Raw genomic sequence first — 20,292 nt, 5'->3', positions numbered from 1 at the left:
AACTGCTTTAAAACAACGTTTATATCAATGCAAACTGTATTTCTGATTGATAAAAATCTAAGTACAGCTTTTGAATACTACTATCCTCTAAGTCGCACTGCAAGATTACAACTGATAAAAGGAAAAGCCCTATTCAAGACAGGGCTCTTTCATCATTGTTTCGTAAAGACCAGTGTGTCATCATCATAAGGTTCTTGGGAAAGATCCTCAATTGTCAGCTGATTGCCCTCAATGCGATAGCGCTTGACATCATCTCCGATGATCATGGTCTGGTTGGTAGCATCAATCTGAACCTGTTCAATTTCCTGCTCACCATCCGACTCGACCTTGGTCAGCTGGCCAGTAGTTCCTGAAATCTGCAAGGTCAGCTGATCGCCTTCATGGCTTGTCTGATAGCTGCCATCCAGCTCGCCATTGGCTACTTGCTCGGAAGAGGATGCTGAAGCAGATGAGCTGTTATTGGCCGCACTAGACGTGCTAGCTATCGACGAAGACTCTGCTGGCTTGCTGGAAGCGGCTGACTGAGACTGAGAGGAAGGTGCCGTCTGGTTCTGATTAGAACCGCAAGCTGCCAAGGCAAAAACAGCCACAGCAGTTAGACCTGAAAACATTAACTTTTTAGAAATTGCCATACTATTCTCCTTTTTCTTCTGTCTTCATTGTACCAAAGCAGTACTCTGGCGGTCAATTTATAAACTTGTCAAATAAGCTCTGACTTCTGCAATAAAATAGAGAGAGCCCGTAATGAAAAGCAGTTGATTAGCGTTTTGTCTCTCTTGAAAATTCTGAATAAGCTGCCGATAATCCTCTATGTATAAGAAGCCTTCCGCTTCAGCTTGACCAAGGGAATCTCTATCAGAAAAGGAAGTAACCGTCAACTGAACATCTGGCAGAGCCTCTCGCAGATAAGCCAGCATAGTGCTATAGTCCTTACGCTTGAGAGCACCAAAAAGAAGCAAGCACTCTTTATCTTTCTGGCTCTGGATAAACTCCACTAACCTCTCCAGCGCGGGCAGATTGTGAGCCCCATCAAGATAAATACCTGGACTGACTTCTTCCAAACGCCCTGCCCAGCGAGTCTCCTGCAAGCCCGTTCGAATCCTAGCAGAATCTATTTCCCAACCTTGCTGCTGCATGAAGAGCAAGAATGCCTGCAGAGCCAACGCTGCATTTTCCTCCTGATAGGCTCCCTTGAGTCCCAATTCAAGATTGGATAGGGTCCTAGTCGAATTGGAAAAAGTCTGATTTGCCAGAGAAAAATCGCGACCATACTGATAGAGTTCTATTCCCAGCTCCTGAGCTCGCTGCGCACAAACCAATCGTGCCTCCTCTGGCAGCGGTCCGATGACAGCTGGCCGCCCCGGCTTGAAAATCCCTGCCTTTTGCTCTGCTATCGCCGTCAAGCTCTTTCCCAGAGTCTCCTGATGATCCAATCCAACAGAGCTGATGACCGCAATATCTCCCGTAATGACATTAGTCGTGTCCAAGAGTCCGCCAATCCCTACCTCAATCAAGGCTATGTCCACTTCCTGCTCCTTGAAATAAAGAAAGGCAATCAAGGTCAGAATTTCAAAATAGGACAGCTGGTCATGGCTTTTGAGCAGTTCTTGCTCCATCTTTTGCACCTCTTGACCCAGACGGATAAAATCAGCTGGAGCAATCGGTTGACCGTTAATACAAATCCGATCGTGAATACTAATCATATGGGGCGAAGTGAAACTTCCTGTCTTTCGACCATGCTCCGCAAACAGCCGACGCATAAAAGCAATAGTAGATCCTTTGCCATTTGTACCAGTTACATGAATCGTTGGATAGCTCCGCTCAGGATTCCCCAAAAGAGTCACCGCCTGCTGCATCCGCCCTAGTCCCGAACGAAAGTTTATACCAATTCGGCTGTTCAGCCATTCTTCAATTTCATTCATTTTCTTACCCAAAAAAGAGCAGCGAAGCAGAATTCAAATCTGAATTGCAACTCGCTCCTCTTTCTAATGTTTATGATATGAGATGGAAAATAACCGAGCCTTGGTTACTTCCTTCATCTGTCAAGTTTAGCTAGCTTTTCACCTGCGCTTGTCCATTTCTGGAAGCGAGGCTAGGCTAGTCTTACTCCTCCATAAAGCTGTTGAAGACTTCTTCAATCATATCCCATTCAGCATCTGAGTCTTCTGGGATTGGCTGCAAGTCACCTTCTGTGCCATCTTCATTTTCGGTAAAGGAATAAGCTTGAATCTCTACCTCACCGTTCTCATCTTCTTCCGCATTAGCCGGAATCAAAAGAACATAATTCTTGCCAAACTCTTCCTTACCGTCAATGGTCAAAAGAATTTCAAATAAAGTTTCGTTTCCTTGCTCGTCAACCAAGGTGATTAATTCACGCTCTTCATGCTCGTGGTCATGATTATGATCATGTGTCATACTAGTGTCTCCTTCATTTCTTTTCTAAAAATTTCGATCCAGATAATTCTGCAAAATCAGCTGCGCGGCCAGCTTATCAATGACTTTCTTGCGCTTGCTGCGGCTAATGTCTGCCTGCTCCACCAGCATGCGTTCAGCAGCCACCGTCGTCAGGCGCTCATCTTGGTAGTCAACCGGCAGACCAAACAGCTCAGCAACCCGCTGGCCATAAGCCTGACTAGCCTCCACCCGAGGTCCGCTGGTATTGTTCATATTCTTAGGCAGGCCAATAACGAACTTATCAACCTTATACTCTTTAACCAGCTCTCCCAAGCGCTCTAAGCCAAATTCGCCCTTTTCTTCATGAATCGGAATAATCTCCAGTCCTTGAGCCGTAAAACCAAGAGGATCACTAATGGCAACCCCAACCGTTTTCGAGCCCACATCTAATCCCATAATTCTCATTAGAGATCGACGCCTTGTCCTTTCAAATAATAACGAACCAACTCCTCAACAATCTCATCGCGCTCGTATTTGCGGATTTGATTTCGGGCATTGTTATAGCGAGGTACGTACGCAGGATCGCCACTGAGTACGTATCCCACGATTTGATTGATTGGATTGTATCCTTTTTCATTGAGCGACTTGTAGACATCGGTCAAAGTCTCGCTAATTTCCTTTTTATTTGAATCATCGAGATTAAAACGTACTGTTTCATCTGTAAATCCCACAATTACACCCTCTTTCTTTAGAATATCCCTATTATAGCATAATTATAGGCTTTTCACAAATTTAATTCACCCGAATTCTCCTAATTTTTCAATAAGCTTTAGCTAATATTTATCCAAAGTCTGGCTCTGAAATCCAGCAAAAATCCAGCTCTCTTCAGAGAACTGGATGGAAACTTCCTAATTTGAAGCGGGCACTTCCACGCCGTCGCTTCCCTTAAACTTGTTCAGCAATTCTTCCGGACTCAGGGTCTCGATTTGCTCAAACAACTGCGCATAGTTTGGAAGCTTTTTGGCTGCTTCGTAGTCTAGATTCTCAGGATCGATAGTCATCTCCAGAGAAATCTCTTCCGCTGTCATATCTGTTTTCAAGTCAAGACCGGTGATATTCACCGCCTCTTTCAGACCCAGTGCTTCCTCGATCAAAGACAGCATTTCTTTCTTCACAGTGGAAACATCCTGCTTTGACAAAGCTTCCTTGATGTTGTCAGGAATAGCCTTGCTGACATGCAGGATAACCTTCTCATACTTCTGTCCGCTGTAGCTGACGGTTAAGATTCTGGTTTCTTTTCCATGTTCTAATTGCTTCTCAGTTTTATAGGACTTAGTGACAATATCTCCTTTTCCAGCTCCTCCCTGTGAGGATGAACTGTTATTTGACTGCTGACTGCAAGCTGTTAAGATTGCCAAAGCTGCCAGCAAAAAGACAATTAATTTTCTCATGTCTTATCTCCTTCAATATTGAGCTGATTTTATCATATCATTATAAAATCGGCGCTGTCAAACTGATTGTCACTCTGTCATTAAAATGTAATAAAAAAGAGCAGCTTATTTCTGCTCTTCTGCTCCATTCATCAGGAGATTGTTGATATATTCTTCTGGCGTCAGCTTAATCATTTCTTTGAGCTTGAGATTTTGGAAATAAGGCATAGACGCCGCTTTTTCGATATCTAGGCTCTCAAAATCATAGGTAGAAGTCATTTTCAGCTCGTTCTCATTCAAAATTGTCACTGAACCGCTGAAGCCTTGAAGTCCACGAGCCTGTACATAGTCTGCATCCTGCTCCAGTGACTCATTGAGCGACTTCTGCGCTTCCTCCAGTCCCATCTGCTTGATAGCTTCTTTCATCTCATCATCAGTCGCAGTCAGCCTTTCAATAACCAAGCGTTTAAAATGCTCTCCCTGATAAGTCACTGTCTGACTCTGCTGGTTTCCTCGTTCATCCTTTGGAAAAACAAGCGTCCGAGTAATCACTTCCTGCTGCTTAGCATTATCAATGATAGGCAGATTATTGCTGATTTCTTTCTTGTCAGCCGCATTCGAATTTGTCTCTGTCTTTTTATGTCCACAGCCTGCTAACAGAGCCACACTCAATCCCAGTCCTAATAAAATTTTCTTCATCTTCCATCCTCCTCAGAGATATTGTATCACAGTTCTGCTCCTTGTCAATCCATCCAGTCGCCAAAGCCCTCTATCAACCCGAACAAAAAGAAGAGCCGAGATTCTCTTCCCGACTCTTTCAGTTATATTCAAAGATTAGAGAGCTGCCCGCAGACGAGCTTCTGCATTTTCAACATTACGAACAGAACGTGGCAGAAAAGCACGGATATCATCTTCTTTGTAACCAACTTGGAGACGTTTATCATCCACTAAAATGGGACTTTTCAAAATACGCGGGGTCTCCATGATGATGTCAAGAACTTCGTTGACACTTAATTCCTCAATGTCAACACCCAAACCTTTAGCATAGCGGTTTTTTGATGAAACAATGCTCGCGATACCATTTTCTGTTTTGGTTAAAATATCCAGAAGTTCCTCTTTGGTGATGCCTTCTTTGCCTAAATTTTGTTCTTTATAAGTTAATTGATGAGCGTTTAGCCAGGTTTTTGCTTTTTTACAACTAGTACAACTTGAGACAGTATAGATTGTGATCATGTAAGTACTCCTTTCGCTACACGATACTAATATCGTAGTCTATTATATCACAAAAACCATCGGTCTTGCGACCTATTTTGCAAAATTACTCTTCAATTTCGATGGCATCGTCCAAATCCAGAGTCACTTCTTCCATCGTTTCCACAGGGCTTTCAGCCTTGCTGCCAACCACTTCTGCCAAGTCATCGCCTTCAATCAAACCATAGCGTACACGAACCTGGCGGTCAATTTCGTCAAAGACTTCTGGATGATCAGCCAAGTACTTCTTAGCATTTTCAGATCCTTGACCAATCTTTTCATCATTGTAGGAGTACCAAGCACCCGCTTTTTTGATGATATCCAAATCAGTCGCAATCTTAATCAACTCACCTGTCTTAGAAATACCTTCTCCGTACATGATTTCCACGAAGGCTTCTTTGAATGGCGGAGCTACCTTATTTTTAACAACCTTGATCTTGGTTTCTTTACCAACATTAGTATCCTTCTCATCGCCAGTTCCCTTGATTTGAGTATTACCACGGACATCCAGACGGACAGAAGCATAGAACTTCAGTGCACGGCCACCTGGTGTTGTTTCAGGATTACCAAACATAACGCCAACTTTTTCACGCAGCTGGTTAATGAAAATCGCAATCGTCTTCGTTTTGTTGATAGAAGCAGACAGCTTGCGCATAGCCTGGCTCATCATCCGAGCCTGCAAGCCGACATGGCTGTCACCAATATCGCCATCGATTTCCGCACGTGGTACTAGGGCTGCAACGGAGTCCACAACCACCAAGTCCACCGCACCTGAGTCAATCAGCTTACCAGCAATTTCCAGTCCCTGTTCACCAGAGTCTGGTTGAGACAGCAGCAACTCATCAATATTAACACCCAGAGCAGCCGCGTATGACGGATCCAAAGCATGCTCAGCATCGATAAAGGCTGCGATACCACCTTCTTTTTGCGCTTGAGCAACTGCGTGAAGAGCAACGGTTGTCTTACCAGAAGACTCCGGACCATAGATTTCAATAATCCGTCCCTTAGGATAACCCCCAGCGCCAAGAGCAATATCCAAAGCCAGAGAGCCTGAACTCATGACTTGAACCTTTTGCTCTGCCCGCTCGCCAAGACGCATAATGGCTCCCTTACCGAAGTCCTTTTCAATGTTTTTCAGGGCATTATCCAAGGCTTTTTGGCGCTCATCGCCGAATTTCTTTGAGATTTCGTCTAATTTTTTTTGTTTCTTTGCCATTTATTTCTCCTGTTTTTTCTAAAATGTCTTTTGGCCATCTGTTAATTATACCAAAATTCAGCTATTTAATAAAGTTTTTCGTACTAGGTTGAAGGCGTGCAGAACAGCAATTTTCCGCACATCACGACGACTGCGTCCAGCAATATTGACCTTAATAGTTTCCGTTCCTGAAGCACTAGCTAAACCGATAAAAACGGTCCCTGCAGGATGATCTTCCAGTGAATCTGGGCCTGCCACACCTGTCAAACTGACAGCTAAGTCGCTTTCGGTCAGCTTTCTAGCCTGCTCTGCCATTTTCCCTGCCGTAAAAGCTGAAACAACTCCATGCTCCTCCAAGTCTCCCAACGGAATATCCAGCATCCGGCTCTTTTCCTCCATGCTGTAGGTGACAAAGCCACCTGAAAAAATGGAAGAGGCTCCAGCAAAATCAGCCAAGGTCGCTTGAAAGAGGCCTGCTGTCAGACTCTCCGCCGCCGAAATCGTCTTCCCTTGACTCTTCAGCAACTCAAAAGCCACCTGTGCCAAGGAATTGTCATCCCCGTAACCATAGAAAATCTCTGACAGTGATTGCCCCTCAAAAGTCTTATGTTCCAAAATTTCCTTTTCCACAGCCTCAAACTTGGTGTCAGCTTCTACCTGACTCAGAGCCTTGGTGGACAGTCGTAGGGTAACTTCCCCTGTCTTTGCATAAGGAGCAATGGTGGGGTCACTCTGCTGCTCAATCATCTCTGACAAAATAGTCACTAGCTGACTCTCGCCGATACCAAAGAAACGCAGCACCCGTGAATATAATTTCTGGCCTGTGGATAAGAGGGGAACCAACTCATTATTAACCATAGGCTTAAGCTCACTAGGCGGGCCAGGCAGGACTACATAGGTCACTCCGTCTGCTTCTAACAATCCTCCGACAGCTAAACCAGTCGCATTTGGTAACGGAGTCGAACCTTCGACCAGCTGGGCCTGACGCTCATTATTGGGCGTTCGAGCATAATCTGGCCGGCTAGCAAAAAAGCGATCCAGCTTTTCCACAGCCTGTGAGTCAAAAATGAGCTCACGTCCTAAGAACTTAGCCAAGGTCTGCTTGGTCAAATCATCCTCTGTTGGCCCCAAGCCTCCTGTTAGGATAATCAGATTATTGCGCCCTTGAGCAATTTCCAAAACAGATAGGAGACGATTTTCATTGTCCCCTACTGCTGTCTGAAAATAAACATCAATCCCCAGACTCGCAAGTTTTTCAGATAAAAATTGGGCATTGGTATTGACAATCTGACCCGTCAGAATCTCAGTGCCCACAGCAATAATTTCTGCTTTCATAGAACCTCCTACCTTACTATTCGGAATTGGCTTTATTTTATCACAAAAAATCTTAAAAAAGTTGATTTTCATTTCAGGAAATAAAAAGAGCTGTCAAGTTCCTTGACAAACTTGTCAACATGCTGTGGAAAACTTTTAAGAATGACTGGTGTTATGCAGAATAACTAGATTGTTAGGGAAATGCTATTGGCAAATGGTTTGAATCTTTTTATAATGGAGAGATAAATTCCAATAAAAAGAGTTTGGGACAAAAAGATTTCAATTTTTAAAAATCTTAATTATTAAGCCCTTCAAATCTATAATTAAATACGAAAAGCGAACAAAGCAGAATTCTGATTACCAGAAAACTAGTTTTGTTCGCTTTTTATATTTGAGGTTGGACTTTTGTCCCAGGTTCTTTTAAATACAACTAAAACCAGCTAAAAAAACTAATCCAGCCCCTGTAAAAATTACTTTCCCTTTGCAAGAAGGTCTGTAAGTCTACTAATTCTTTTGAAGGGGCAGACAATAGATACTGATTTAAAAAAGGGATTAGACGGACACACTCAATTGAAGCATTCTTACCATTTTCAATCTTATAAACAGTAGATAAGATTAGCTGTGAAAATTTCTCATCCTTTTTAGTCGTATCTAAATGGTATACTTCTTGCAATAGATGTAAAAGCTCTTTTTCTTTAGCTTTTCTCACAGCAGCTACCTCCTTATCTATAAACACGCGGTACCCACGGTCCGTATCTAGCCCAACCATCAAACATAACATTTACCATGTGCTGTAAAGTGGGTATTACTTGAACCATTTTCCACTCACCTGTATAAGGATTATAATAAAAATCATAAGGTTTCGCTGTATATCTATAGTAAAACTGATTGGCCGGGTCAGTATATCGTGGAACCTCTCCTTGTATTTTTACCTCTCCGCTGTTCACTATATCAGCTCTGATACTTGCTACAGGTGCAAATAAAACAAATACCAACAAAACAACGGAATAAAACCATTTTATTCTGCTTTTCCTCATTTTTAGTACCTCACTGACTACTTGTTTTCAAAGGTAATATAATTTAATGTAAAGTCTTATTTAGCCTTTTGGGCTCACCCTCCTCTCTTTCATATTTAGACCTATTCCCAAGGCCACCACCATGGAAATACATTAACAATAATCATTACTAGCAAAATAAATTTGCGCTTTGTTTTTCCCACCTTTGCCCTCCTTTCTATTTCATGATATACTATTTTAAAACATTTTTTCAAAACGTAGCTTTTAGTAACATTTTCAAAGAGGGTTCTTATGCGCTGGGATTATGGAAAAATCTATAAAGAAATTAGAAAATCAAAAGGGCTGACTCAAGAAGAAATTTGTGGGGATTTTTTAGCTCGCTCAACTTTGGCACGAATTGAAAGTGGACAAGTCGTGCCAAAGTTCGATACCATGATTTTTTTACTTCGCCAGATAGATATGACACTAGAAGAATTTAAATATATTTGTGATTATTATCAACCTAGTCAGAGACAGAAAATTTTAAATTCTCTTTATAACCAAGGTGAGACTATTGTAGGGACGAAAGGTTTGTTACAATTAAAGAGAGAATGCGAGGCATATCTATGTAAACATTCCGATATTCCGATTAAACATGCTTTAGATAGCATCAATATTACTATTCATCTGAGACAAAATGGAATTTCTGAGACAAAAGAAATTAATGCTACTACCAATAAAATTTGGGCGTATTTAGAAAAACAGGACACTTGGTATGAAAGTGATTTTCGACTTCTTTCTACTATCCTTTATTTCTTCCCTTTAGAAAATATCAAACAATTTACCCAAAAGATTTTAAATAGTATAAAGAAATACCAATCATTTCGCTATGGGAATAATGTACAAATCGGTCTTTTAGTCAACCTTTCTACCATCTATCTTTATAATGGATTAAAGAGAGAATGCGCTGAAATTACTAAGTACATTTACGATTTGTCAAAAAAAGAAAAACGTTATGATTCCCTCGGGCTTTCACAGATTCGACTTGGAATTTGCAAAAATGATAACGAATTAATAAAAAAAGGGATTGCTCTACTACAACTTGCCGATGAAAAAGAGCTAGTAAAATCTCTAAAAGAAGAAATTGAAAAATACCGTTGAGAGTTTTTCTCAAACGGTATTTTTATGTGGATTGAAGTCACAATCCTTTTCATGATCATTGATAAGGCCAGCTGCTTCTAGGAATGAATAGACACAAACAGGACCGACAAACTTGAAGCCATGCTTTTTCAGAGCCTTGGACATAGTTTCTGACAGCTCTGTCTTAGTTGGGGCTTCCTTGTAGTTCGTAATTTGATTGTCAATCGTTTTGAAATCGACAAAGGACCAGATATAGTCGTTAAAAGAGCCAAACTGCTTTTGAACAGTCAAAAAAGCTTGAGCATTAGCCCTGGTCGCATAGATTTTCATCTTATTACGGATGATATTAGGATTATTTAAAAGACTATCCAAGTCAGCATCTGTCATCTGAGCAATTTTCTGGGCATTATAGAAATGAAAAGCTTCTCGAAAAGCTTGGCGTTTATTGAGAATGGTCTCCCAAGAAAGTCCAGCCTGATAGGTTTCCATGCAAAGCAATTCAAATAATTTCTGATTATCATGAAGGGGCTTGCCCCACTCCTCATCATGATAGGCCACATACAAGGGGTTGTTCATTTTTACCCAGCCGCAGCGTTTGGTCATAGCTTTCTCCTATTTTACCAACATCTTAAGAGCGGACTTGATATAGTTTTCAGCTGTATCCGTCGTGCCCTCAAAGAATTTTTTGATTTTCTTAAGCTCAGCAGCTTTGTAGCCCAGAGCCAGCATGGCTTCCATGGCTTCTTCCAGCTCCTGATTATCCACAGTCTGGACAGGTGCCTTGCTTTCTGCCAGATCATCCGCCGCCACTACCTTGCCTTCCAAGTCCAGCACCATCTGCTGGGCTGTTTTCTTACCAATCTTAGGAAACTTGGTCAGGTAGGTGATGTTTTTTTGCTCAATAGCTTGCACCAAGCCAGCATTATCATCTGCAGCAATGATAGCCAGGGCAGACACTGGCCCAATACCTGAGACTGAAATCAAGCTGAGAAAGAGTTGCTTCTCCTCCTCAGTCGCAAAGCCGTAAAGGAGCTCCGCATCTTCTCTCACCACCTGGTGCACATAGACCTTAGCTTCCTGATGAAGCTGCCCTGAGTAAGCATAGGGGTTGGCCACATGAAGAATATAGCCGATAGAGTTGACTTCCAATACAATGTACTTGGCTGTGATTTTACTGATGATTCCTTTAAAATATTCGTACATAATCTTCCTTCTTGTTGTATCATTTTGCCTATCTAGTATATCATATTTTCTGTCTGGAAACTGCAAATAGAAGTGCAACCGGTGGTTGACAAAATGTACAGGAAGCTGTATTCTCAAGATAACTAAAAGCTGTTAGGATAGAGTTAGCAAAGAAAAGGAGGCTGCAATCATGAAACTCAATGATAAATTATTTGAACTAAGAAAAGAAAAAGGCTGGTCACAAGAAAAACTGGCTGAACAAATTAATGTCTCTCGTCAGAGCATTTCCAAGTGGGAGTCTGGCCAAGCGCTGCCAGAGCTGGAAAAAATTGTAGAGCTGAGCAAGATTTTCCAGGTGACGACAGATTATCTGCTTTTAGAAGACAGCAACAAGCCGGAAATAAAACCCGTCCTCTCAGAAGACGAAAAAGATCGCTACTACAAGGAAGTGAAATCTTATGGCTTCTGGCAGGTTTTGTATATTTTTGTATCTGCCCTAGCTATCTTTCTCTTCTTTGCAGGTTCTAGCTTGCCAACAACATTCACTGCGCTGGTCTGGTTGACCTTTTTCCTCTTAATCGCATCCGCAATGGCTATTAACAAGGCGCTAAAGATTAAGAAAAAGTATCTGGACAAGGTTATCGACCTTGATGATTCTGAGAAAGAAGATGCTCAAGATGAAACTAAAAACTGACAATCCCATACCTGTCAAAACTCGTCTGAAAGAGCTGATTGGAGACTGGCTCTTCATCTTGGGCTATCTCATTGCTCTTTTTTTACTGGCTATGGGCTTTTACAATCTGGTTCTAGGGGGCATTCCTGCATTCACTGAAGCTCAGAGCCAACTTCTGGCTTTTTCTAGCTCCGTCCTGCCTCTAACTATCATCTTTGCTTGGCTAGACTATAGAAAAGGAAGTTTTGGCAAGCGTTGGGCAGGTTTACAGTTGGTTTACAAACATAGGAGACTTTCCCACAGCCTTTTGCGCTCTGCTATCAAGTTTTTCCCTTGGCAACTGGGACATATGGGAGCTATCCGTAATGCTTATCAAGCAGATACCCTGTCAATTATCTTGTCAACTTCAGCAGGTATTCTCTTCTTGATCTTTCTGCTGATGGGACTACTTCGCAAGGACAAACGCCATCCAGCTGATTTGCTTGCTGGAACGCAAGTTCAGCTCAAAAATTCAAAACAGCTCTAGTTCTATGACTAGGGCTGTTTGATCTTCTATAGAGTTTAGTATTTCCCCAACTCCCGCAGGCTAGTATGATTTTCCTGAATGCGGCGAAACATTTTTTCCATATCCGACTTGGTAAAATTGACTAAGACCGGTCGGCCGTGTGGGCAGTTGTAAGGATTGTCACACTGGGACAGCTGAAAGAGCAAGTCACGCGCAGAGTAGTCATCCAGACTGTGATTGGCCTTGATGGAGCGTTTGCAGCTCATCATAATGGCCAGCTCTGCTCGATATTTCTTGATAGAAACTTCCTTGGTCAGGAGAAGCATATCACACATCTCATAGATACCTGCTTCAATCTCCTCTTCCTTGAACCAAATGGGATGCTCACGGAGGATAAACTGATTGGCTCCGTACTCCTCTAAAAAGATGCCAGCATCTTCTAACAGCTCCATCCGCTGCTTGATTCGCAGCATATCGTCTGCTGGAAATTCAAAGATATAGGGCACCAAGAGCTGTTGCTGGCTATTGTCCACATCCCCTATCTTCTCTCGATAATACTCATACTTGACCCGCTCTTGGGCAGCATGCTGGTCAATAATGTAAAGACCGCCCTTGCCCTGAGCAAAGAGATAGGTACCATGCATCTGGCCGAAATATTCTAACTCTGGGAAGCTTGATTTCTCTTCCTGCTCCAACTTATCCACAGCTCGCTCCAGACTGGCCTGGTCTAGCTCTGGATGGTCTAGCTGGTCATAACTAACTGGCCTTCTCTCTGCAAATTTGACCGAAGTTGATTGTGGCGGTTCTGCTTTTTCGTCAGTATTTGCCTGAACAGGATCTGCTGTTTCTTCAAAGGATAACTGCTGCTCGGCCACCTGCGGCTTGAGGAAAAAGTCATTCTGCTCCTTATCGTAGTAGAGGCGATTTTCTTTCAGCGGGAGACTGGTCTGTTCAGGCTTAGTCGCACGCTTAACAGTTGATTTGGCTAGATTTTCCAAAGCATCCGGGATAAGGTCTTGCTCCTTGAGACTGGTCGAAATTGCTTGCGAAATCAAGGCCATGAGTTCCCGCTCTTTAGAAATTCGCACCTCTTGCTTGGTCGGATGGACATTGACATCGGCCAGATAGGGGTCAATCTGAATATTGATGACCGCGAGTGGAAAGCGACCTACCATCAGCTTGCTGCCGTAGCCATCCAAAATAGCACGATTGAGCAGGAAATTCTTGATATAGCGGCCATTGATGAGAATCGTAATATAATTCCGATTCGCACGAGTCAACTCAGGCAGACTGACATAACCACTCACTTCAAAGTCCAGATCTGAAGCAGAGATTTCCACCATTTTCTTGGCTGTTGCCAGGCCATAGATTCCTGCAATAGCCTGACGCAGATTGCCGCTGCCGGCAGTCCGTGTCATTTCTCGGCCGTCGCTGATAAGGGTGAAAGCCACTTCCGGATGGGCCAGACTGAGCCGATTAATCACATCAACGATATGGGACAGCTCAGCCTGCTGGCTCTTCATATACTTGAGCCGGGCTGGAGTATTAAAGAAGAGATCTTCTATCTTGATTTTCGTTCCCACCGGACTGCTGGTAGGCTCATGCTCTTCAATCTCGCCACCCTGGGCAACCAGCAGAGTCCCGTGCTGGCCGGCTTCCGTCGCTGTCTCAATAGTAAAACGCGAGACAGAAGCAATGGAAGGAATGGCCTCACCACGGAAACCCAATGTCCGAATCCGAAAGAGATCCGCCTGCTTCTTGATTTTACTGGTAGCATGGCGTCGAAGGGCCAGAGGAACATCTTCGTGGTCTATGCCTTCGCCATTATCCGTTACCTGAATGCTCTTGAGTCCGGCCTCCTCGATTTCGATGGTAATCTGGCTTGCACCCGCATCAATTGAATTTTCCACTAGCTCCTTGACCACGCTGCTAGGCCGCTCAATGACTTCACCGGCCGCAATCTGATTGGCTAGAATTTCTGGAAGTTCGATAATTTTTGACATCTTTTTCTCCGTATTTGTTCTGCTATCTATTATAACACATTGGGCTCTTTCTATCAGAAGGCAGCCTTTCTCGACCATTCTGCTCACAAGCCAAACCAGATAGACACAAATAGCTGCCACATAGGCAAAAGGGCTTGTTTTCTCTGCCATGTTGCGGTTTAATAAAGGTGAAAGGAGGAAGTTATGAAAGTTAAGCTAAGAATTGATTCTCAAGTTACCGAAGACTCCGTCAGCATTGAGGCTCGCCTCATGACAGAAAGTATTCAGGAATTGGTCCACTTTGCTCAACATCTAGGCAAAAAAGACAAGATTCATGTCAAGAAAGAGGACGAAATCTATCTGCTGGATGCTAAGGAAATCCACCGAATCTATACAGAAAACCGCCAGATTCAGGTTCGAACAGCAAAAGACAGCTATCGAGCTCAACAAGCTCTTTATCAATTGCTGCAGGTCCTACCGGAATATTTCCTGCAGATTTCTCAGTCGGAGATTATCAACAGCCGACAAATCAGCCACCTCAAGCTGACTCCAAATGGTCTGATTCAGATATTTCTGAAAAACGGCGATCAGACATACTCGTCCCGCCGTTATCTAAAATCCATTAAAGAAAGGTTGCAATTATGAAAACTCGTCTTAAAGAACTCTTTTTCGGAGGAATTGGAGGGATTTTCATCGGTCTCTTCTTCTCCATGATTGTTTCTTATTTTTACAATCCAGCTTATCTACCGCTTCATCCTCGCTCGCCTATTGGCCACTTCTTTTTGAGCCAGCATGTCCATGTTTCCCTCATCATGCTCTACTGCATGCTTATCTGGTTTATCATGGGAGCTATTTTCAGATGGAGCGGAAGCTTCTTCCAAAGAGACTGGAGCATCCTGCGCTCCGTCGTCAGCCACTTTGGCGTGATGATTCTAACCTTTGCACTTTTGGCTAATCTAGCTGGATTTTTCCCAAGAGAAAAAATACTTAGCCTGACACTAACTGCCGTCGGGGAATTCACCCTCATCTATCTAATCATTTCAGGTGCCATCTACTACCGCACTTACCGCAACATTCAAAAAATCAATAGCGGTTTGTCTAGAAAATCGTGAGAAATAAAAAGAGCAGACTTGTTAATTTCACAAGTCTGTTCTTGGTTTTTACAACTTCTTCTTGAGCTCGGCTACCACCGCCATGACTTCCAGGGGAGTCATATTGTAGATGTCCAGGTCTCGTAGTTCAGTCAGGACCGGATTTTCCGGCCCTTCTGCAAAAAGAGATATCTGCTCCGCCACTTGTGACCGGGTTTGTCTGGATTCGGTAGGAAGCTCTGAGCCTAGTCCTGTATCCTGACTCTCCAAATGACTCAAAATGTTATCCGCCCGCTCCAGTAATTTCTCAGGAAGACCGGCAATTTTCGCCACGTGAATCCCGTAGGACTTGTCAGCCGGACCCGGCTCAATCTTATGCAGGAAAGTCACCTGCCCGTCCTTTTCCAAGGTTGCCACATGGACATTTTCCAAATGCTCCAAGCTATCCTCTAAGGCTGTCAGCTCATGATAGTGGGTGGCAAAGAGGGTCTTGGCTCCAGTATAATGATGAATATGCTCAATAATAGCCTGAGCCAGCGCCATCCCATCGTAAGTAGCCGTCCCACGGCCCAGCTCATCAAAGAGGATGAGCGAACGCTCGCTGGCCTGTCGAATGGCCCGATTGGCCTCCATCATCTCCACCATAAAGGTGGACTGGCCAGACACCAGATCATCTGCTGCACCAATGCGAGTGAAAATCGCATCGAATAGCGGCAGACTGGCAGACTGAGCGGGTACATAAGAGCCCATCTGCGCCATAATGACGATAATAGCCAGCTGGCGCATATAAGTCGATTTCCCGCTCATATTAGGCCCGGTAATCAGCTGGATATCCGTTTCCTGGTCCAGCAGAATACTATTTGGAATGTAGCTTTGGGCTCCCATGACCTTTTCCACAACAGCATGCCGTCCTTTTTCAATCTGCAGACGGCGCTCTGCAGTAAAGACGGGGCGCACCAAATGTAGTTGCTCCGCTACCGCAGCAAAGCTCTGCAGGACATCTACAGCTGCCAGAGTTTGCGCCAAGGCCTGCAAGCGCTGGATGTATTTGCCAGCTTCCTCGCGAATCCGCATGAAAATCTCGTATTCCAGATTAGCAGATTTTTCACGCGCCTCCAACATCTCTCCCTCAATCTGGGCCAGCTCCTCCGTTCCGAAACGCTCAGAATTTTTCAGGGTCGCCTTGCGGAAGAAATGACTAGGCACATGAGCCAGCTGAGAATTGGTCACGTGGAAATAGTAACCATCTTTTTTATTGTAATCAATCTTCAGATTGCTGATGCCGCTATTAGCACGTTCTTTGACTTCCAGCTCCGCAATCCATCCGGTTCCCTCCCTCAGCACAAGCCGATACTGATCCAAGGTCTCATCAAAACCAGTCCGAATAATATTGCCCTCGGTGATGATATGAGGTGCATCCGGCGAAATAGCTGAGCTAATCAAGCCCGCCAACTCTGGAATAGGATCCAAGCCCTCAATCAAACGAGCTAGATGCGGGCTGCCGATTCCTTGCAGGATAGCCTTAATCTGAGGCACATTGCCCAATGTAGCTGCCAGCTGCAGCAGATCCTTGGGATTGGTCTTGCCAAAAGACACCCGACTAGCCAACCGCTCGATATCATAGACTCCCTTGAGGCTCTCTGTCAAATCACTCCGCTCAAAGAAATGATTCAGAAAAACCTCAACGACATTCTGTCGCTGGCTAATTCGCGCTTCATCAATCAGCGGACGCTGGATCCAAGAGCGCAGCATGCGGCCTCCCATGGCTGTCTTGGTCTCGTCCATCAGCCAATAAAGACTGCCGTGCTTCTTGCCCGAGCGAGCATTTTCTGTCAAATCCAGACTCGCCTTAGTGGCATAATCCATTTGCAGAAAGTCCTTGATTTCATAATGCTGGGCCTTCTTCAAATGACTGAGCTCCCTCATCTGAGTCCGATGCACATACTCCAGCAATTTCCCTGCTGCCTGACGTTCCATCGGAGACAGCTCCTCGCCCAGCAGCTGGACATCGTCCAAGGCCGTCTGTACATAGGACAGTAAAAGGTTCATCTGCCCAGCCAAGACCTGCTCCTCAGCTTCTGGCAAGGCATAGCCCAGCACCACTTCCCTAGCTTTCAAATTGCGGATTTCCCCGCAGACCAAGGCAAAGTCCTCTAGACTGGTCACCTGAAACTCACCGGTCACCAAGTCCATATAAGCCAGACCATAGAGGCCGTCTGAGTAATCCAGAGCCACCAGAAAGTTATTAGCAGAGTCCGGCTTACTGGAGTCCACTACCGTTCCCGGCGTGATAACCTGAACGACCTCCCGCTTAACAACGCCCTTGGCTTCCTTTGGATCTTCCATCTGCTCTGCAATCGCTACCTTATAGCCTGACTCGACCAAAACATCAATATACTGCTGAGCCGAATGATAGGGAACTCCAGCCATGGGAATTGGATTTTCTGCATTTTTATTTCGGCTGGTGAGGGAAATCTCTAAAATCTGGGCGGCATTGACTGCATCATCATAAAACAGCTCATAGAAATCCCCCATCCGAAAGAGCAAGAAAGCATCTGGATAGTCCTTTTTGATATCCAAATACTGCTGCATGCCTGGCGATAACTTTTCTACTGCCATCTCTATCCTTTCTAAAAACAAACGAGGTCAGGACTTCCGTCTCAAACCTCTCCATTTTTCCTGAAAAAACTGTGATTCTTACATCACTTCCTGTATTTGCTCTTCAATCTCCTGAGCCGCTGCCTGATCCCGGCAAACCACTAAAAGAGTATTGGCACCCGCAACAGTCCCCAGAATACGGCTATCGAACGAATTGTCCACGACATTGGCTAGCACTGTTGCCTCTCCCAGGCCAGTGCGAAGAACCAGACTAAACTCTGCCCTGGCCACACTCTCCACATGCTTGGCTAAAAACTCTATAAAATCAATTTCTTCAGTCTCATGCGCCAAAACATAATAAGTCAGCCCCTTCTTCTTAACTTTAGTCAGGCCGATTTCACGAAGGTCACGCGACAGGGTAGTCTGCGTTACATAAATCCCTTGCGCTTCCAGACGATCCTGAATCTCCTTTTGCGTTCCTAGCTTTTCCTCCTTAATCATCGTTTTGACTAACTGATGACGGTCATTCTTTCTCATTTTTACCTCATTATTGAATATTTAGAAGCTGCATTCATGAAGAATACTCCATCCGATGAAAAACTGCTTCTCCATCAATCTAGGCAAAGATTTGCAGGAATACTGAGAATAAACAAAAAACTTTAACCAAGAGTGTCAGAGAAGGAAGCATTTAGATGGAAAACTCATCTATAAATACAGGTTCTTATCCCTCTTATTATATCAGAAAAATTCCTATTAGCCCAAAAATTATTCCCAAAAAAATTGAAGATTCCTTGAAAAATGTGATAAAATAATAACAAAAGACACAAAGGAGCAAATATGGATAACAAACAGTTGATTGCCGGCGAATTGGCCAAGGTTATTGACAGCCTTGATCAAGACGCTATTTTAAATTTATTGGAGCAGCCAAAGAGCTCTGAACTTGGCGATATCGCCTTCCCAGCCTTTTCTCTGGCAAAGACTGAGCGCAAAGCTCCTCAAATCATCGCTGCTGATATCGCTGAAAAGATTGACACAGCGCATTTTGACAAAGTCGTTGCGACTGGTCCTTATGTTAACTTTTTCCTCAGCAAGGCTGAAATTTCCGGCCAAGTTATCAAAGAAGTCATCAAAGACGGAGCTGACTACGGCCAGCAAAACGAAGGAAATAATCAGAATATCACCATCGACCTGTCCAGTCCAAACATTGCCAAGCCTTTCTCAGTCGGCCACTTGCGCTCTACTGTTATCGGTGACGCTCTTTCCAACATCTTCCGCAAGATTGGCTACAACACCATCAAAATCAACCACTTGGGAGACTGGGGCAAACAGTTTGGTCTCTTGATGGTAGCTTATAAGAAGTGGGGAAGTCAGGAAGCTGTTGAAGCTAACCCTATTGACGAGCTCCTCAAACTCTACGTGCGTATCAATGCCGAGATTGAAAATGACCCATCTCTGGATGAAGAAGGCCGCCTTTGGTTCAAGAAGCTAGAAGATGGCGACCCAGAAGCAACTGAGCTTTGGCAATGGTTCCGCGACGAAAGTCTGACAGAATTCAACCGTATCTACGAACTCCTAGGTGTCGAGTTTGACAGCCTAAACGGTGAAGCCTTCTACAATGACAAGATGGACGAAGGGATTCAAATCCTTGAAGACAAGGGTCTCCTGCAGGAATCAAAAGGAGCTAGCATTGTAGACTTGGAAGACTTTAACCTTCCGCCTGCTATGATTAAAAAATCAGACGGTGCTACCCTCTACATCACACGTGATATCGCAACAGCCATCTACCGGGCTCGCACTTACAACTTTGTCAAAAATGTCTATGTTGTAGGTCAAGAGCAGGCTAACCACTTCAGACAGCTCAAGGCCGTTCTGAAAAAGATGGGCTTTGACTGGAGCGATGACATGATTCACGTTGACTTCGGACTGGTGACTAAGAACCGTCAAAAATTGTCTACACGTAAAGGAAATATCATCCTCCTCGAACCAACTCTGCTGGAAGCTATCAGCCGAGCAAAAAGTCAGATTGAAGCTAAAAACCCAGAATTGGAAAACAAGGACGCTGTTGCTCGTGCAGTTGGGGTAGGAGCAGTTAAGTTCTACGACCTCAAAACCGACCGCCGCAATGGTTACGACTTTGACCTGGAAGCTATGGTTTCTTTCGAGGGAGAAACAGGCCCTTACATCCAGTATGCCTATGCTCGTATCCAGTCTATCCTGCGCAAGGCGAACTTCCAGCCAGATGCAGCGGCTACATACAGCCTGAACGATCCAGAAAGCTGGGAAATTATCAAGCTGCTCCAAGACTTCGGTCGCGTTGTCAAGCGTGCTGCTGATAACTATGAACCATCTCTGATTGCCAAATACGCTATCAGTCTGGCTCAAGCCTTTAACAAATATTATGCGCACACGCGGATTCTGGATGAAAGCCCTGAACGCGACAGCCGTCTGGCTCTCAGCTACTCAACAGCTGTTGTCCTCAAAGAAGCTCTACGTCTGCTAGGAGTAGAAGCGCCAGAAAAGATGTAAGCTTAATTTAGAACAT

At 44.1% G+C, this 20,292-nt stretch carries 22 protein-coding genes; 6 read left to right on the top strand and 16 right to left on the bottom strand.

Annotated features, from left to right (window positions below; genetic code table 11):
- Window positions 1-152: 152 nt before the first annotated feature.
- From J1C91_RS00680 to J1C91_RS00630, 11 genes are all read right to left on the bottom strand, one after another.
- Window positions 153-632 (bottom strand): SP_0198 family lipoprotein, encoded by a 480-nt coding sequence (locus J1C91_RS00680; protein WP_125438900.1) that lies wholly within the window; start codon window positions 630-632, stop codon window positions 153-155.
- Window positions 633-689: 57 nt separating this feature from the next.
- Window positions 690-1,922, bottom strand: coding sequence for a bifunctional folylpolyglutamate synthase/dihydrofolate synthase (locus tag J1C91_RS00675; RefSeq protein ID WP_125438902.1), 1,233 nt, complete (start codon window positions 1,920-1,922; stop codon window positions 690-692).
- 181 nt (window positions 1,923-2,103) lie between these two features.
- Entirely contained in the window at window positions 2,104-2,415 is a 312-nt protein-coding gene (locus tag J1C91_RS00670; RefSeq protein WP_002894073.1) for a DUF1292 domain-containing protein, read from the bottom strand.
- A gap of 24 nt (window positions 2,416-2,439) precedes the next feature.
- A complete protein-coding gene (ruvX, locus tag J1C91_RS00665) occupies window positions 2,440-2,859 on the bottom strand; it encodes a Holliday junction resolvase RuvX (RefSeq protein ID WP_002902035.1) in 420 nt (139 codons plus the stop codon).
- Complete coding sequence (locus J1C91_RS00660) at window positions 2,859-3,125, bottom strand: IreB family regulatory phosphoprotein (RefSeq protein ID WP_002894075.1); 267 nt, start codon at window positions 3,123-3,125, stop codon at window positions 2,859-2,861. The genes ruvX and J1C91_RS00660 overlap by 1 nt, the downstream gene beginning before the upstream one ends.
- A gap of 177 nt (window positions 3,126-3,302) precedes the next feature.
- Complete coding sequence (locus J1C91_RS00655; protein ID WP_125438904.1) at window positions 3,303-3,845, bottom strand: hypothetical protein; 543 nt, start codon at window positions 3,843-3,845, stop codon at window positions 3,303-3,305.
- Between the two features lie 105 nt (window positions 3,846-3,950).
- Window positions 3,951-4,523, bottom strand: a complete 573-nt coding sequence (locus J1C91_RS00650) for an SP0191 family lipoprotein (RefSeq protein WP_002926368.1) — start codon at window positions 4,521-4,523, stop codon at window positions 3,951-3,953.
- Between the two features lie 135 nt (window positions 4,524-4,658).
- On the bottom strand, window positions 4,659-5,057 hold the full coding sequence (gene spx / locus J1C91_RS00645) for a transcriptional regulator Spx (RefSeq protein WP_002894078.1): 399 nt from the start codon (window positions 5,055-5,057) through the stop codon (window positions 4,659-4,661).
- Between the two features lie 85 nt (window positions 5,058-5,142).
- Window positions 5,143-6,291: a recombinase RecA gene (gene recA / locus J1C91_RS00640; RefSeq protein WP_002894079.1), complete on the bottom strand. Its 1,149-nt coding sequence runs from the start codon at window positions 6,289-6,291 to the stop codon at window positions 5,143-5,145.
- 57 nt (window positions 6,292-6,348) lie between these two features.
- Window positions 6,349-7,605 carry a competence/damage-inducible protein A gene (locus tag J1C91_RS00635; protein WP_049552831.1) on the bottom strand — a complete coding sequence of 419 codons (1,257 nt, stop codon included), beginning with the start codon at window positions 7,603-7,605 and terminating at the stop codon, window positions 6,349-6,351.
- 409 nt (window positions 7,606-8,014) lie between these two features.
- Complete coding sequence (locus J1C91_RS00630; protein ID WP_223310420.1) at window positions 8,015-8,293, bottom strand: bacteriocin immunity protein; 279 nt, start codon at window positions 8,291-8,293, stop codon at window positions 8,015-8,017.
- 598 nt (window positions 8,294-8,891) lie between these two features.
- On the opposite strand from J1C91_RS00630, the gene J1C91_RS00625 reads away from it, so the two are divergent.
- Complete coding sequence (locus J1C91_RS00625; protein ID WP_049552830.1) at window positions 8,892-9,740, top strand: helix-turn-helix domain-containing protein; 849 nt, start codon at window positions 8,892-8,894, stop codon at window positions 9,738-9,740.
- 9 nt (window positions 9,741-9,749) lie between these two features.
- Here J1C91_RS00625 and J1C91_RS00620 read toward each other — a convergent pair whose 3' ends face one another.
- Both J1C91_RS00620 and ruvA read right to left on the bottom strand, forming a co-directional pair.
- A complete protein-coding gene (locus J1C91_RS00620) occupies window positions 9,750-10,322 on the bottom strand; it encodes a DNA-3-methyladenine glycosylase I (protein WP_023916881.1) in 573 nt (190 codons plus the stop codon).
- A 9-nt stretch (window positions 10,323-10,331) separates the two neighbouring features.
- The gene (ruvA, locus tag J1C91_RS00615; protein ID WP_125438906.1) at window positions 10,332-10,922 is read right to left on the bottom strand and encodes a Holliday junction branch migration protein RuvA; all 591 of its coding nucleotides are present in this window, start codon (window positions 10,920-10,922) and stop codon (window positions 10,332-10,334) included.
- Between the two features lie 169 nt (window positions 10,923-11,091).
- Between ruvA and J1C91_RS00610 the strand changes: the two genes are divergently transcribed.
- Window positions 11,092-11,595 (top strand): helix-turn-helix domain-containing protein, encoded by a 504-nt coding sequence (locus tag J1C91_RS00610; protein ID WP_125438908.1) that lies wholly within the window; start codon window positions 11,092-11,094, stop codon window positions 11,593-11,595.
- Window positions 11,579-12,100 (top strand): RDD family protein, encoded by a 522-nt coding sequence (locus tag J1C91_RS00605; protein WP_185761325.1) that lies wholly within the window; start codon window positions 11,579-11,581, stop codon window positions 12,098-12,100. The genes J1C91_RS00610 and J1C91_RS00605 overlap by 17 nt, the downstream gene beginning before the upstream one ends.
- A 35-nt stretch (window positions 12,101-12,135) precedes the next feature.
- On the opposite strand, the gene mutL is transcribed toward J1C91_RS00605, so the two are convergent.
- Window positions 12,136-14,082 (bottom strand): DNA mismatch repair endonuclease MutL, encoded by a 1,947-nt coding sequence (mutL, locus tag J1C91_RS00600; protein ID WP_032912360.1) that lies wholly within the window; start codon window positions 14,080-14,082, stop codon window positions 12,136-12,138.
- Window positions 14,083-14,265: 183 nt separating this feature from the next.
- Here mutL and J1C91_RS00595 point away from each other — a divergent pair, with 183 nt between their 5' ends.
- Entirely contained in the window at window positions 14,266-14,706 is a 441-nt protein-coding gene (locus tag J1C91_RS00595; protein ID WP_002908487.1) for a LytTR family DNA-binding domain-containing protein, read from the top strand.
- Window positions 14,703-15,173 carry a DUF3021 family protein gene (locus J1C91_RS00590; protein ID WP_002908482.1) on the top strand — a complete coding sequence of 157 codons (471 nt, stop codon included), beginning with the start codon at window positions 14,703-14,705 and terminating at the stop codon, window positions 15,171-15,173. The genes J1C91_RS00595 and J1C91_RS00590 overlap by 4 nt, the downstream gene beginning before the upstream one ends.
- 48 nt (window positions 15,174-15,221) lie before the next feature.
- On the opposite strand, the gene mutS is transcribed toward J1C91_RS00590, so the two are convergent.
- Together mutS and argR are read right to left on the bottom strand one after the other, a co-directional pair.
- Window positions 15,222-17,771 (bottom strand): DNA mismatch repair protein MutS, encoded by a 2,550-nt coding sequence (gene mutS / locus J1C91_RS00585; protein WP_125438913.1) that lies wholly within the window; start codon window positions 17,769-17,771, stop codon window positions 15,222-15,224.
- Window positions 17,772-17,849: 78 nt separating this feature from the next.
- Window positions 17,850-18,287: an arginine repressor gene (gene argR, locus J1C91_RS00580; protein ID WP_002894105.1), complete on the bottom strand. Its 438-nt coding sequence runs from the start codon at window positions 18,285-18,287 to the stop codon at window positions 17,850-17,852.
- A gap of 300 nt (window positions 18,288-18,587) precedes the next feature.
- Between argR and argS the strand changes: the two genes are divergently transcribed.
- Complete coding sequence (argS, locus tag J1C91_RS00575) at window positions 18,588-20,276, top strand: arginine--tRNA ligase (RefSeq protein ID WP_125438915.1); 1,689 nt, start codon at window positions 18,588-18,590, stop codon at window positions 20,274-20,276.
- The last annotated feature ends 16 nt before the right edge of the window (window positions 20,277-20,292 follow it).

Origin of the sequence: Streptococcus sanguinis, from assembly GCF_050222175.1 — a bacterium.
GTDB lineage: Bacteria > Bacillota > Bacilli > Lactobacillales > Streptococcaceae > Streptococcus > Streptococcus sanguinis_M.
This window is presented reverse-complemented; position numbering and strand designations above follow the sequence as displayed.